This is a genomic window from Ureibacillus manganicus DSM 26584 (assembly GCF_000772945.1).
Classification (GTDB): Bacteria; Bacillota; Bacilli; order Bacillales_A; family Planococcaceae; genus Ureibacillus; species Ureibacillus manganicus.
This window is the reverse complement of the sequence record NZ_JPVN01000032.1, coordinates 1-15,714: the sequence shown is the minus strand read 5'-3', so window position 1 is coordinate 15,714 and position 15,714 is coordinate 1. Positions and strand designations below refer to the sequence as shown.

The window sequence follows — 15,714 nt, the reverse complement described above, 5'->3', positions numbered from 1 at the left end:
GGTTTTTTGTTCAAAAGAAATATTTTTCTCGCTATACTCATAGCTTTGGTTATTAGTTGTATCCCAATAGGTCATGCAAGCGCCGCGCCTAAGTTAGATTTAGAAGCAGAGCTCGGTATTGCTAATAACATAAAGAGCTACACCCCACTACCACTAAAACTTACAATTACAAATAATGGATCGGCTTTTTCAGGAGACTTAGTCATTGATACAGCCGTATCCTATAATGCTGGTTCAGCAACCGTTTACCCGCTTGATATTGGAGAAGGTGAAACGAAAACAGTTCAGCTCTACTTAGATGGTTTAGCGGATGATTACATGCATATGAATCAACAGCAACAGTACTTTTATTTTTATGAAGGTGGCATTGAACGTGGGAAAATCGTCGACTACACAGGCGATAAGTTAGTACGCCCAAGTATTTATGATCGAGATACAACAATTATTTATACACTTACAGATAATGCTGATCGCCTAGCAACATTTTTACAGCTTGGACAATATGCAACATACAACGTGGAAGTATATCATTTAAATACCATTGAAAACTTCGAATTTCCTACAAATGTGAAGGGACTTAAACTCGCTAATGTATTAGCTATTGATGAAGTGGGGATATCCCATTTAACAAAAGAACAACAGCAGGTTATTTTTCAGTGGGTACAAGAAGGAGGCACTATCTTAATAGGGGCTTCTGATCAGGTTGAGGCATCTGTTGGGCTTTTTAAAGATTATTTGCCGCTAGCGTTATCAAATGAACGCACAATTATCTCTAGTAATAGTTTAGAGGAACTATCAAACGGTGGTAAATTTACAGAAGATATTGAAATCTATCAAGCGGAAGCAACTCAGAATAGCGATTCAACATTTGAAGCTGATGGAATCATTATTGCAGCAAACTCAAATTTAGGGAAAGGTCAAATCATCCAAACAACCTTCTCACTTGGTGATAACCCACTTGCTTCAATGAATGGATATCCAAAGCTGATTGCAACCGTACTGAAACTAGATTCAAGTCAACCAATTCATGGGTATCCAACCTTTGTAGGGAATTATATGGATTATCTCCCGCATGAAGTAGCATCTATTAATGAATTGTTCCCTTCTTTCGAAGTATCAGTGACAACATTAGTTATTATTGTTCTTATTTATATTTTACTTATTGGACCAACTCTATATTTAATTCTCAAAAAGTTCGATAAACGAGAGCATGCATGGTGGATTATACCTGTTATTTCAGTTGCTCTTTCTATAGCGTTATTTATAGTCGGCGCAAAAGATCGCCTTCTTCAATCTCAGATTCAACAAACAGCATATTATCAAGTAACCAAAGACAATCATCTATCAGGTTACTATATTGAATCTATTTTAACGAATCGTGGCGGAGACTTCACTTTCCATTTGGATAAGAATACAACAGCGATTGCCACTGGATATACTGGCAACGGTACTGATAGATTACACGATAAATCTTATATAGAACATCATGCAGATAGTTCTTCTATTCATCTAAAGAATTTAAACTATTGGTCTGTTCAATCCATAATAGGAGAAACGAAAATTCCTAATGCAGGAAGTTTTAAAGTAGATTTGTCTATAGAAAGTAATCTCCTTGAAGGGACTATTACAAATGATTTTCCATTTGAGTTAAAAGATGTTGCAATCTGGTCTGGACATCGCGAAATCCCGCTTGGGACAATTGAAGCTGGTGAAACTATCACAGTTTCCGAGCAATTAAATAGTGCAGTATTAGTGGCACCAACAAATTCAAATTATAGCTACAACTATCCAAGTACTAAGGATGAAATAATGCCAATGCGTATGGAAAAAGCGAAATATGGTGCAGCAGGGCTAACGGAGAGAAACAATCTACCTGTCATTATTGGTTGGACTGATCAGTCACTTGTTGGATTAGAACTTGAAGGCAATGCTAGCCTTTCTCCAGTTACTTATATTTCGCAACCTTTTAGTGCAGATGTGAAGTATACAGGTGAAATTACATTAGGAAGCGATATTTTAACTGAGTCGATTGATATGATTAGCCAAACTGGATTTGTAGAATTATTAAATGAATCAACAAATCAATGGTATTTAGAAGATGGAGAATACTCGTATATAGTTGAGATCCCTGAAAATTTAAAAAATCAAGCAAACTGGAATGAAATCCTATTTACGAGTAAAGAAAACCGTTTAGAAGTTTCCATTTTAAACGTAAATACAAATGAATATGAAGTGATTGAAGATCAAAATGCAATCTATTCAAGTGATTATTTATCAGAAGAAGGTTTAGCCATTTTCCATATTAAATATAGTAACGGCGATAAAGGGCAACCAGTGATTTTACCGGAAGTTGGAGTTAAAGGGGTGGCAAAAGAATGATCGAAATTAAAGGGCTAACAAAAAAATATGGTTCATTTGTAGCTTTAGATCACTTTGAGTTAACTATAGATGAGGGTGTTGTTTGTGGATTTGTTGGTGCAAATGGTGCAGGCAAATCCACCATCTTTTCAATATTAGCTACTCTTTTATCTCCGTCAGAAGGGGATGCAATCATCGAAGGGAAAAGTGTTAGAAGAGAACCTGCTGAAGTTAGAAAACAAATTGGCTATATGCCTGACTTTTTTGGTGTTTATGATCAGTTAAAGGTGGAAGAATACTTAGATTTTTACGGTGCAAGTTATGGAATTCCTTCGGATAAAAGGAAAATATTAATTCATGAGTTATTAGAATTGGTTAATTTAACAGAAAAACGCAATGAATATGTAGATTTATTATCCCGTGGGATGAAACAGCGGTTATGCCTAGCCCGCTCGCTTATTCATGATCCAAAGGTATTAATCTTAGACGAACCAGCATCTGGGTTAGATCCTCGTGCAAGAGTTGAAATGCGAGATATTTTAAAGCACTTGAAGTCAATGGGGAAAACCATTCTAATATCATCGCATATCTTACCTGAGCTATCTGAAATGTGTGATGAAATCGTAGTTATCGACCGAGGAAAGCTGATTGCACATGGTCACGTGGAAACGATCCAAGCTCAATTACAAGGTGACAAGCATATCAAAGTAAAGATACTCAATAAGCTAAATGTAGCACGTGCATTCTTTGAAGAAGACCCGTTAATTTCAGGAATTGATATTCAAGAAGATAAAAATGAAATTACCTTTACTTATAAAGGTACTAACGAGCAACAGGTAGAGCTATTAAGGAGAGCGCTACAATCCAACATTCCAATCTTTTCGCTCACAGTAGATGAAAAAGACTTAGAAGATGTCTTTATGGCGATTACGAAAGGAGCGGATATATGATGCAACGATTTTCAAATCCTGTACTAATGAAGGAGTTAAAACTGCGCTTTCGTGCATTTAAAAGCTTTTCAGGTTTAATGTTTTATCTGTTTTTGTTATTTATCTTTGTTGGTGGTTTCTTAAGTGTATTTACCCAATTTACTGGAACTGGATTTTTCCGACCAAGTGAGAGTTTTATAATGTTTTCTGTCATTTCCGTCCTTCAAATGGCTCTTGTCATGTTTATTACCCCAGGGCTAACAGCTGGTGCAATCAGTTCGGAAAGGGAAAGGCAAACATTAAATATATTACTAACGACAACTCAAAGCTCCACTCAGATTATTATTGGAAAGTTACTATCATCGATTGCTTTTTTAATATTACTACTCGTTGCAGGACTTCCTTTATATAGTATTGTGTTCTTGTTCGGTGGTGTTTCACCGACTCAATTAATTACAATCTTTTTATCTTACTTATTAACAGTAGTGGCTATTGGAAGTATTGGAATTATGTTTTCTACGATTACGAAAAAGACCATTGTATCCATGATTGCAACTTATGGCGCTATGATTTTTTTAGGAGCTGTCACAGCATTTTTATTCTTTGTAGGTTTTTCATTAGATAGAATGCCTACTTCTCCCGTTGGTGGATTTTCAACAAATTCGCCCATTACGTTCTTTTGGGCGAGTATAAATCCAGGTGCATTAATGTTAACTGTTCTTTATCCTGAACTAGGAACTGAACTTTCAAATCTTACGGGCATATCAATGCCAAATTGGGTAGTATATATAATTTTTTATAGTTTAATAACAGTTGTTTGTTTATGGATTGCGATACGCAAATTACGAGCAAATATGAAACATAGCAGATAAGGAGGAATAAAGATGGATCGTCGTAAAACATTAATGCAGTTTGTTAAGCAGGCGAAGAAAAGTTTAAACTTTGAGAGTTCATTACCGGCACTACAATACGGTCTTTTGCTTTCAGTTGTAGTTTATACGACGATTCTCTTAACTTCTAGATTATTTGTTTTCCCTTATTATCAAAATGTTGCTTTTTATAGTGGTACTAGTGTAATCATATTGACATTTTTTTATATTTGGTGGAATCGAGTAAAAGATCATGATGCTTTAATACGTTTAGATTCTTTTTACCCTCACAATGAACTTCTAACCGCTTTATCATTTACGGAACAATCAAATCCTTTAGTTGATTCAATCTTAAAAAGAGCACAAAAGGCTTCGGTAGATTCTTTTAATCAGTTTAAACAGCGTAAAAAAAGAATTTGGAGACCAAAAGTGTTAATAGCATTACTTCTTATGATGGTCGTCATAGGTGTGCTCTATATTTTTCCTTCTCAAACACAAACAGAAGCTGTAGTTATTGAAAAGGAAAACGAAATAATTGATGAATTGAAAAAAGATGTAGCCGAAATGGAAAAGAAAACGACAAACGAAGAAATAAAAAAACAATTACAAGACCTACAAAAGAAATTAGCTGAACTCAACAGCTCAGAAGAAGCATTGAGTGAAGTCGTAAAAAAACAGAAAGAACTTAAATTGCAAGAACAAAAGCTTCAGGAAAAGAAGGACTTAAAGAATAAAGGTGAAAATGGAGCACACGATTTAACAGCCAGTGAGGAAGAACAATTGCAGGCTTTACAACAATTGCGAAATGCATTAGCTAATAGTGCGAGTGCTACTCAAGCTGCCTTAAGTAGGATAGGAAAATCGATTCGTTTTGACCTTCAAAATGCTATTGCACAAGAATCTAGCTCAGATTCAGCAGGAGATAGTATTAGTGGTGAGAACCAAGGAAATAGTGATGAGCAAAATGAGTCTTCAGGCCAGCAAACTAATCAGAATGGTGAAGGTAGTGGAAATAACCAAAGTGGTAGTAATGGCTTACAAGGTGAAGGTTCAAATGGTTCACCTGGCCAAGGTAGTAGTGGTCAAGGCTCTGGTCCTGGAATCGGAAATGGTGCAGGGGTAGGGCAAGGAACTAAAAACTTACTATCCATTCCTGGACGGATTGGTGAAAACGGAGAGACGATTGTAGATGGCGGCCCTCTTGGTGAAGGGATACCAGTAGGAGAACAAGAAGGTCCAGTTCCAGTAACAGAAGGAACCATTCGTCCTTATGAAGAAGTTATTGGACAATATAAGGATCGATATATGGAAAGTTCAGAGCGAATGCAACTACCAAAGGATTTACAAACAATCGTGCAATCCTATTTTAGTTCAATCGAGTCGGAATGAAAGGTGTGGAAAAAATGGCGTATAGCGAACAGGATTATCTAGAAATTAGTGAGCAGCTACAACAAGTGAAAAGTGAAATTAGTCGATTTATTGTTGGTCAAGAAGAAGCAATTCAATATACTTTATATTCTATATTAGCTGATGGTCATTCGTTACTAGAGGGGTTGCCTGGCCTTGGGAAAACGATGCTAATTCGTACAATTTCAGAAGTGTTAGACTTATCATTTTTGCGAATCCAATTCACCCCAGACCTAATGCCTTCAGATATTACGGGAACAAATATGATAGAGAGAACTATAGATGGAAAGCAGCAATTTATTTTCCAGCCAGGTCCAATTTTTAGTCAGATGGTACTTGCAGATGAGATTAATCGTGCAACACCAAAAACACAAAGTGCCCTTTTAGAAGCTATGGGTGAGAAAACTGTAACGGTTTTAGGTGAGACTAAGACGATGGATAATCCTTTTTTTGTATTAGCTACACAAAATCCTATTGAAATGGAAGGTACTTATCCTTTGCCTGAGGCACAAATGGACCGCTTCTTATGTAAAATTATTGTTTCTTATCCAACAAAGCAAGAACTGATGGAAATTGTAAAAAGAACAACAGGTGCAAAAGAAATAGAGCTTCAAAAGGTAATGGATCGTGATCGACTATTATTGGCGCAAAAAATGGTTAAAGAAGTATTAGTTGCAGATGAAATGATGGAATATGCAGTGAATTTAGTAGTCGCTACGCATCCAGAGGGAAATGATGTTTTACCTGAGGTGAAACAGTATGTAATGTACGGTAGTGGACCTCGGGGATTACAAAGTATTTTAAAGTTAGCAAAAGCTCGCGCTGTAATGAATGGGCGATTCCATGTATCTATTGCGGATATTAAGTCAGTAGCAAAACCTGCATTAAGACACCGTATCATGCTGAATTATGAGGGAGAAGCTTCAGGCAAAACTTCAGATGATTTAATCGATGAAATTCTAACAAGTGTACAGCAAGGAGTTAGGTTATGATGCGCGGGAATTTTATACTCCCCGAAGATTGGATAGCAAAAGTTAGCCGATTATCCATTGCAACTACTTCCAAGCTGCGAGGCCAACATAAAGGTTCGCACCGATCAGCAAGGTTTGGTGCTTCCCTTGATTTTTCAGATTTCCGTGAGTATACCCCTGGTGATGATGTAAGGCAAGTAGACTGGAATGTTTATGCGCGCACGGAAAAGTATTTTATAAAACGATTTTTAGATGAACAAGAGATGCGTGTTCATATTTTATTGGACTCTAGTAAGTCAATGGGTGAAGAAAAAAAGTGGTTATTTGCAAGGCAAATTGTTGCAAGTCTTGGACTAATGGTTTTAAACAGAGATGACCGATTATCCTTTTCCTATTTACAAGAAGATGATAAAAAAACTATGTTTCGAAGAAAAGGTACGACGAGTCGGAAAGGCTTTTTGCAGGTGATTTCAGAGATTGAGCAAGCAACATTTCATGGGCAAATTACAGCTGAGGGGTTAAAAGTATTACCTAAAGATTGTACCGTTCTATTTATTGTGTCGGACGGATTAGAACCAATTCAACATTGGGAACAGTTTTTTAAACGGTTACCACGTTTTGCAGGAGATATCCGATGTATTCAAGTGGTAACTCAAGAAGAAATGCATCCTTCGTATTCAGGTGAATTACGTCTGATTGATGTAGAAACGAATAAAAATACGAATGTTTCGATGTCCACAAAGGTAATTGATGACTATGTAAAAATAAGAGAATTGCATCAGAAACAATTTGTAAAGGTCGCGGGTCGTTTTGGAGTTCAAACGATTCAGCTTGTTGTAGAAGATGGTTTACAAAATGCCATTTTCCAAAATCTATTAAGAGCTCGAATGGTACAGTGAGGTGATTATAAATGGGTTTTAGTAATTTAATATTCGCATGGACTATTATTCTCCCTATGATTGTCCTGGTCTATTATTTTTTTAGAAAAAAATATAAAGACCAGTCCATTTCCTCAACTATGTTTTGGGATGAAGTCATGCAAGAAACAAAAGTTTCGCCTTACCTAAAACACCTACAAAGAAATGCCTTACTGTACTTGCAATTGCTTGCATTAATATTGTTCATGCTCGCATTAATGAATCCATTTATAAAGAAATCAGAAGTAGCAGGAGAACAAATCATCTGGATTGTTGATACATCTGCGACTATGCTTGCAGGAAAGGAAATATCAACCTTCAAAAAGCATAAGGAAGAAATGAACTCAATTGTTTCAGAATTTGATGGGCGTCCACTAACAATTATTACAACTGGGGAAGAACCAAGTGTGGTCATTCGCCAAGAAACAGAAACTAAACTTATACATAAGACAATTGATGAACTAGCTGTCACTTTCGAAGAAGAACAATTATCAAAAGCAATTGATGTGGCACAAGCATTTATTGGCGAGGCATCTACCTCAATCTATTTATTTACCGATGCGGTAGATAGAAATGAATTACCCATTGAAAGTGAACGTGTAAAGTGGGTTGTTAAAGGTGCGGACAAAGATTTGGAAAATGTAGCAATCACAAAATTTGCAGCTACTGAGGAGAATGAACAACTACTTGCTTTCGTCCAATTAAAAAATGAAACAGAAATTGATAAAGAATTGACCTTATCATTTGTTGATGAGAAAGGTGAGGTTGTAAAAGAAGAAAAAATCGTCATTGAAGCAGCCAAAGAACAATCACTAATGTATGACCAACTTCCACTGTCAGGCATTATTACGGCTAGCATTGAGGTAGAAGATGATTATGGCCTAGATAATACAATGAGTGCGATTATAGGTGGAGGTCAATTAGAGATTCTGGTTGATCAACAAATGCATGCGCTTGTTCAAAAGGGTTTTCAAGCATTAGATACAGATGTGAAGATTGTGCAATCTGAACAATTGAAAACAATGAATAGTGAAGGGATTATAGTGACTAATCAAACGGAACTATTAGAGTCCACAAATGGTAATGTGATATTAATTGGCAGAGATGACGAAATTGCAGAGGAAGTAAGAAGTGTGGTGGATGTATCTAAAGATCCCTTATTTACCTTTAGTAAGTTAGAAGATGTCTATGTAAGTGCAATCTATCCACCGTTTGAAGAATTCAAAACAATTGCAACAATTGCAGATCAGCCATTTATCCAACGTTCAACTAAAGGTGATATAGCCATTTTAGCCGACATTGAATCAACGGATTGGCCCTTACATCCTTCATTTCCACTAATTTTATGGAGCTTACACAATGAATTATCAGAAGGGACACAAAGTCTTGGAGTTTTTCGGCCAAATGAATCAAGAGCGATTTCACTTGTGGATGGTGCATGGTCAATTTACTCATTTGATGATGAATATATTACTTCCGTTGGAAATCCAAGCTATTTTAAAGCGCCAATTGTGCCAGGTCCTTACACATTACAATCCTTCAATGATAAAAAATACTTTGTAGTTCAACTTTCAACTCAAGAAAGATCCATTCAAAAAGGTACAAGTTTTGAACTTGGCCAGCTTCAAAGCGATGGAGAAGATATTACAACAAAAGAATCACTCTCTGTTTGGTTTTTACTTATCATCTTACTGTTACTAGTAATGGAGTGGGAGGTGCAAAGAAGACGTGGATTTACGAATTAATTTTCCTATTGCACTTGTTTTACTTATCCCACCCATTGCGTATTTTGTTTGGACTTGGTGGCGTCATAAAAATCAGTTGAAAAAGAGCCATTTGATAGTTTTTGTAATTAGAGGATTGTCTGTTGTTTTTCTTGTCTTTGCTGTAACCTCGCCGTACATGTTATTACCGATTAAAGAAGAACAAATCATCTTTTTGATGGATCGATCCGCATCGTTAAGCGGGACAGAAGACGAAGTGATAAATTTTATAGAAGAAAGCCTAGCAAGTAAAAATGAACAACATGAAATCGGGATATATTCCTTTGCTTCAGGATTACAAACAGAATCGATATTATCAAATACAATCGAACGTGCCCCAACTTTAAGTAATATAAATGATCCAAACAATACGAATATTGAAGAAGCACTACAAATTGCAACAAGCATAGTAGACAGAAAAAAGGCGACGAGAATTGTTTTGTTAACGGATGGTCTTGAAACGAAAGGCAATGTTGTAGATCAATTAGTAAAACTCTCTGGAACGAATGTATCTGTTGATGTTGTCCCGTTAGCAAAACCATTTGTTTCAGATGTATCAATAGCAAGCTTTGCTACTCCTCAAATCGCTTATGCTGGTGAAGAACAGCAGTTAGTGACTGAAATAAAGTCTACTTCTACGAATGAAGGTGTTCTATATTTATATGAAAATGACCAACTTATTTACCAAGAACCTATTTCGATAGAAGAAGGGACAAATGTCTTTTCATACCGTCATGTTGGAACGGCGGAAGGATTAGTAAAATATGAAACAGTAGTACAAGTTAGTGAAGATGCAATTTTAGAAAATAATAAACTAACGAGTGCCACAATGGTACAAAGTTCACCACGACTATTAATTGTAAGTGACCGCGAAACTGGGTCACCTATAGCAGAGGCACTAGGTCCTAATTCAATTGACTACGATGTGATTCCTTCCGTGGACCTGCCAAACTCTCTCTCTAGTTATCTACAGTACAATGCCATCATCTTTGATAACATTCCTGGTCACCGTGTTGGGGAAGCGAAAATGGGTGTAATTGAACAAGCGGTGAAAAACTTTGGAATTGGCTTTATGATGGTTGGTGGTGAAAATAGCTTTGGTTTAGGTGGTTATTTTAAAACACCAATTGAAAAGTTACTGCCAGTGGAAATGGAAGTGAAGGGGAAACATCAACTTCCTTCTCTTGGTCTTGTAATAGTCCTTGACCGATCTGGAAGTATGATGGGCCCAAAAATCCAATTAGCAAAAGAAGCTGCTGCGCGGTCCGTTGAGCTACTAAGAGATGGTGATACTCTTGGTTTTATCGCATTTGACGATCAGCCATGGGAAGTAATAGAAACATCACCTTTAATCGACAGAGAAAAAGCTGTAAATACAATTCTTTCAGTTCCTCCTGGTGGGGGGACTGAGATCTATTCCTCCCTTGCGATGGCATATGGAAAATTAGAGGATCTTGAGTTACAACGAAAACATATTATTTTGTTAACAGATGGACAATCAGCAACTTCTAATAGTTATGAGGAATTAATTGAAGGTGGAAAAGCAAACAACATTACTCTTTCTACTGTAGCGATTGGTTCTGATGCAGATGCTAATTTACTTGAAATGCTTAGCGAAATGGGAAGTGGCCGTTTTTATAGTGTAATCGATGAAACAACAATTCCTTCTATTCTGTCTAGGGAAACAGCAATGATTACACGTACCTATATAGAAGATAATCCCTTCTATCCAATCATTTATAATGCAGAAGGTTGGAATACGCTTTTTGAAAGTGGTGTTCCTCAGATGAACGCTTATATTGCAACGACAGCTAAACAGACTGCAAACGTTATTGCCGAGAGTGAGAAAGAAGATCCTGTATTAGCCCAGTGGCAGTATGGATTAGGTCGTACGATTGCATTTACTTCTGATTCAACAGGAGCTTGGAGTGGTGATTGGGCGCGCTGGGAGGAATGGACGAATTTCTGGCAAACGGCAGTCTCTAAACTACTTCCGTCATATAATGAAGTTGCCTATGATATTCGACAAGATACAGAAGGTTCATTTATCGTTACCGATCCAACGAATAAGGCTGCATTTTTAGACATTGCGGTCGTAAATGAGGCTGGTGAGGAATTAGATATTCAGTTAGATGTTATTTCATCAAGTAAAGTACGTGTTATTGCTGAATCCGATCCTGGACTCGTATTTTTTAGAATTACGCAAAATGATGGAACAGATGCCATTTATCAAGCAGGATTAACGATTCCATATAGTTCTGAATATGAGCTGAAACAGCCTAACGAGCTCGTACTCAATACCATTGCTGAACGTACAGGTGGGGAAATGTTAACTTTAGAAAACCCTTCACATGTGTTCCGTGAATTTACTATTAATGGGAATGAGCGACAAAATATAACGATTTGGTTAGTTTTAGCAAGCATGCTTCTATTCTTTATCGATATAACATTAAGACGTTTTGGATGGAGTTTCTTAAAAACAAATAGTAAAACGAAAAAACGTATAGAAGATAAACAGGTTATTGAGGAAACAAACGTTAGTCAACTACTAAAAGAATTAAAAAGAAAATAAACTTCAATGCTGTTACTCGATTATATTAGAAAATCTTGTAACAGTTTTTCTTTCTATTTTAGAAGTATCTAGATTTTTGATAATATGAAAGGAAAGGATAAAAGAACCTATGTTATAATAGACCTACCAAATTCAAGAAGTAGAAGGGGAAGAAAAAGTTGACGTATCAAGCATTTTATCGTGTGTATCGACCTCAAAGTTTTAGAGAAATGTCTGGTCAAGCACACGTAAAAAGAACGCTTCAAAATGCTCTCCTAGCAAATAAAACAACACATGCTTATCTTTTTTCTGGACCACGTGGAACAGGGAAAACAAGTACCGCAAAAATCTTTGCAAAAGCTTTGAATTGTGAAAAGGCCCCCTCCAGTGAACCGTGTAATGAATGTCCTACCTGTCTAAGTATTACAGAAGGATCTCATCCAGACGTAATTGAATTTGACGCAGCATCAAACTCAAGAGTTGAGGAAATGCGTGACATCATTGAGAAGGTCAGATTTGCACCGGCAAATGCCCGATTTAAAGTGTATATTATCGACGAAGTGCATATGCTCTCTACGAGTGCTTTCAATGCATTACTAAAAACATTAGAAGAACCACCAGCCCATGCAGTGTTTATTTTAGCAACAACTGAACCACATAAACTTCCTGCAACGATTATTTCACGCTGTCAGCGCTTCGATTTTAAACGTCTTTCTTCAAATGATATTTTGGAGCGAATGAAAGTAGTTTTAGAAGATATTCATTTGCCATTTGATGAACAAGCCTTAAAAGTAATTGCACAAGCTGCTGCAGGAGGGATGCGAGATGCCCTAAGTTTACTTGACCAAGTTGTATCATTTAGTGGGGAATCGTTAACGCTAGAAGATGCATTACTTGTAACAGGGTCTGTCAGTCAAGATATCTTTTACGATATAGCCCAATCTTTAAAAGAAAAAGATGTTGCTCAAGTATTATCGTTAATGGAAGGGCTTATTGCTGATGGGAAAGAACCTGTTCGATTAGCAGAAGATTTAATAACATTTTTCCGTGACTTATTATTGTTACAAACAAGTCGAGAACTTGATGAACTACTTGAATTAGTAACACCTGAAGAAAAGTTTATGCAGTTGGCCCACGATTATAGCGCCGACAATCTTTATGGATTTATCGATATACTATCTAAAACGCAACAAGAAATGCGCTTTTCACACCATACGAAAATCTATCTAGAAACTGCTTTGTTAAAAATGGCTCAATATTCAGGAAGAGGAGGAGCAGTGCATTCTACCGAAAGCAATGTATTGGACCCTCAATTACTCGATAAGATTACAATGTTAGAAAAAATGGTTCAGAGCCTAACACAGCAAATTCAAAATGGTGTTCCGCAAGTTCAGGTGCCTCAAACTAAAGAAACACCTCGTCCAAGAGTGAAATCGCAAAATTATAATGCACCAGTTGGAAGAATAAAAGAAGTGTTAAAAGGTGCTACAAAGAAGGATATTCAAACGATAAAAAATGCATGGGCTCAGGTACTTAGCCAACTGCAAAAGTCACATGCAGCGCTTTTTGCAGAAGCAGAACCTGTTGCGGCATCATCTAGTGCATTTGTGGTAAAATTCAAGTATGATATTCATTGTAAGATGGTGGCCGATAATCATGAGTTAACAGGAAGTTTTACGCAATTCTTATTACAACTTACTGGAAATATGTATGATTTTTTATGTATTCCAGATGATGATTGGTATACATTGCGGGAAAGCTTTATTAAAGAAAACCATTTAGCTGATAAAAACGAGTCATCAATTGAAGAAGATTCAGTTAATGTACATTCTGATCAACCATTTTTAGCAGATGTTCAAGAAATGACATCAGATGATCCATTGATAACCGAAGCAGAAAAATTGTTTGGGAAAGATTTTGTTGAGGTTATTGATGATTAGTTAAGGTTGTCAGAGGGAATGTAAGAAACTGATTACCAAATTGAAAAATAATAATAATTTAGGAGGAATTTTAATATGCGCGGAATGGGTAATATGCAAGGTATGATGAAAAAAATGCAAAAAATGCAAAAAGAAATGATGCAAGCTCAAGAGGAGTTAAATGCAAAAGAATTTGAAGGTACAGCAGGTGGCGGAATGGTTAAAGTAACTGTAAACGGCCAACGCGAAGTGCTAAATGTAAATTTAGACCCATCAGTAGTGGATCCTGAAGATGTTGAAATGTTACAAGATTTAGTTGTTGTAGCAATTAATGACGCACTAAAGAAAGTAGAAGATACGACATCATCAACAATGGGGAAATTCACTCAAGGCTTAAACCTTCCATTCTAGGAGGATAAACAATGTACTACCCTGAACCAATATCAAAGCTAATTGATAGCTTTATGAAATTGCCAGGTATCGGCCCGAAAACAGCGGCCCGACTGGCATTTTTCGTTTTAACGATGAAAGAAGATACGGTGTTATCTTTTGCAAAAGCATTAGTCGATGCAAAAAGAAATTTATCATATTGTTCTGTTTGTGGGCATATTACTGATGTGGACCCATGTCAAATTTGTTCAGACAAGCAAAGAGATATTACTACAATTTGCGTAGTGCAAGATCCAAAAGATGTTATTGCTATGGAAAAGATGAGAGATTACCACGGGTTATATCATGTACTTCACGGCGCAATTTCACCAATGGATGGCATTGGCCCAGAGGATATTAATGTAGCTTCTTTAATTACTCGCTTGCAAGACGAGCGAGTACAAGAATTGATCTTAGCAACAAACCCGACAATTGAAGGGGAAGCAACAGCAATGTATATTTCACGATTAGTGAAACCATCAGGTATCAAAACAACTCGTATTGCTCATGGATTACCTGTAGGTGGGGATTTAGAGTATGCAGATGAAGTTACCTTGTCCAAAGCATTAGAAGGAAGAAGAGAACTATAAAGACTTTCTTCTATTATATGTTTCAAAATAAGTTAGGTTTGATGAGTTTGATTGAGATAGGGTGAGTGAAGTTTTATATGTTCCGTCGAAAAGGAAAGTTAAAAAAAGAATTTGATCACAATCTTCGAAATCTAATTATAGAAACGAAAGAGGATTGGAATAACGCCAAGGTGATTGAAGGTTTGATGGATGATTATGACTTAGATGTTATCGCACAGCGGAAAATTGCAGAGAGCATTCACTTTTATTTGTTTAAAGAAGCGAGAATACGAAAAATATTAATTAAGTAATATAAATATGAGTAGCCGCAAAAGCATATGCTCCTATTAATAAGAAGTTTATTGAAAGGGGTATAAGATGATAGTTTACATAACTATTGGTTTATTTTGTGTGCTATTCATATTTGCTGTTATTACAATAGGAAAGAAACGAGGTTTTGGTGTAATCTTAGAAAAACTTGCAATTCTTTTGTTTAGATTAGCTTGTTCTTTTGCCATACTATACCTAGCTCATATCATAGCTGATGGGCATAATATTATAGTGCCTGTTAACCTATTTTCTGCATTAACAATAACAATCTTAGGGATTCCAGGACTACTGTGTATTGGAGTCATCACTATTTTTCAATAAAAACTAAAAAAGTCTTGCAAAGTGAAAAATATAGTGATATATTAATTAAGTCGCTAAGACGTCACATCAAATTGTTAATAATAAATCAAAAAAGTGTTGACATCTTACAGACACGGTGATATAATTTTAAAAGTCGCTAAGGTGATTAGCTAAATTATAGTAAATTACTAAGCAGATTAAATGAACCTTGAAAACTGAACAACAAAACGTTAATGAATTAAACGTTTCTATTATAGAAACACAATTTGGACATCAAAAATGATGCCAGCAGATGTTTTTTTAGACATTCAAATGAATGTCTGACAAAATTTGAGCTTAACTCAAATTCTACATTTTATGGAGAGTTTGATCCTGGCTCAGGACGAACGCTGGCGGCGTGCC

At 36.3% G+C, this 15,714-nt stretch carries 13 protein-coding genes; all 13 read left to right on the top strand.

The features are described from left to right. Positions 1-6: 6 nt before the first annotated feature. The 13 genes from CD29_RS17370 to CD29_RS17310 all read left to right on the top strand — a co-directional run bounded on the left by CD29_RS17370 (position 7) and on the right by CD29_RS17310 (position 15,333). On the top strand, positions 7-2,379 hold the full coding sequence (locus CD29_RS17370; RefSeq protein WP_036189775.1) for a hypothetical protein: 2,373 nt from the start codon (positions 7-9) through the stop codon (positions 2,377-2,379). After that, a complete protein-coding gene (locus CD29_RS17365) occupies positions 2,376-3,308 on the top strand; it encodes an ABC transporter ATP-binding protein (protein WP_036189773.1) in 933 nt (310 codons plus the stop codon). The genes CD29_RS17370 and CD29_RS17365 overlap by 4 nt, the downstream gene beginning before the upstream one ends. After that, a complete protein-coding gene (locus CD29_RS17360; protein WP_036189771.1) occupies positions 3,305-4,159 on the top strand; it encodes an ABC transporter permease in 855 nt (284 codons plus the stop codon). Before CD29_RS17365 ends, CD29_RS17360 begins: the two co-directional genes overlap by 4 nt. A gap of 12 nt (positions 4,160-4,171) precedes the next feature. Continuing rightward, entirely contained in the window at positions 4,172-5,545 is a 1,374-nt protein-coding gene (locus tag CD29_RS17355; RefSeq protein WP_036189769.1) for a hypothetical protein, read from the top strand. Between the two features lie 14 nt (positions 5,546-5,559). Continuing rightward, the gene (locus CD29_RS17350; RefSeq protein ID WP_036189767.1) at positions 5,560-6,555 is read left to right on the top strand and encodes an AAA family ATPase; all 996 of its coding nucleotides are present in this window, start codon (positions 5,560-5,562) and stop codon (positions 6,553-6,555) included. After that, the gene (locus tag CD29_RS17345; protein WP_036189804.1) at positions 6,555-7,433 is read left to right on the top strand and encodes a DUF58 domain-containing protein; all 879 of its coding nucleotides are present in this window, start codon (positions 6,555-6,557) and stop codon (positions 7,431-7,433) included. Before CD29_RS17350 ends, CD29_RS17345 begins: the two co-directional genes overlap by 1 nt. 11 nt (positions 7,434-7,444) lie before the next feature. Beyond that, positions 7,445-9,196: a vWA domain-containing protein gene (locus tag CD29_RS17340; RefSeq protein WP_036189764.1), complete on the top strand. Its 1,752-nt coding sequence runs from the start codon at positions 7,445-7,447 to the stop codon at positions 9,194-9,196. Continuing rightward, a complete protein-coding gene (locus CD29_RS17335; RefSeq protein ID WP_036189762.1) occupies positions 9,180-11,786 on the top strand; it encodes a VWA domain-containing protein in 2,607 nt (868 codons plus the stop codon). The genes CD29_RS17340 and CD29_RS17335 overlap by 17 nt, the downstream gene beginning before the upstream one ends. 158 nt (positions 11,787-11,944) lie before the next feature. Continuing rightward, on the top strand, positions 11,945-13,705 hold the full coding sequence (gene dnaX, locus CD29_RS17330; protein WP_036189760.1) for a DNA polymerase III subunit gamma/tau: 1,761 nt from the start codon (positions 11,945-11,947) through the stop codon (positions 13,703-13,705). 75 nt (positions 13,706-13,780) lie between these two features. Next, a complete protein-coding gene (locus CD29_RS17325; protein ID WP_036189758.1) occupies positions 13,781-14,095 on the top strand; it encodes a YbaB/EbfC family nucleoid-associated protein in 315 nt (104 codons plus the stop codon). 11 nt (positions 14,096-14,106) lie between these two features. Further along, the gene (recR, locus tag CD29_RS17320; protein ID WP_036189756.1) at positions 14,107-14,703 is read left to right on the top strand and encodes a recombination mediator RecR; all 597 of its coding nucleotides are present in this window, start codon (positions 14,107-14,109) and stop codon (positions 14,701-14,703) included. Positions 14,704-14,780: 77 nt separating this feature from the next. Further along, a complete protein-coding gene (locus tag CD29_RS17315; protein WP_036189754.1) occupies positions 14,781-14,993 on the top strand; it encodes a YaaL family protein in 213 nt (70 codons plus the stop codon). 67 nt (positions 14,994-15,060) lie between these two features. Continuing rightward, positions 15,061-15,333 (top strand): pro-sigmaK processing inhibitor BofA family protein, encoded by a 273-nt coding sequence (locus tag CD29_RS17310; protein ID WP_052124234.1) that lies wholly within the window; start codon positions 15,061-15,063, stop codon positions 15,331-15,333. Positions 15,334-15,714: the final 381 nt, after the last annotated feature.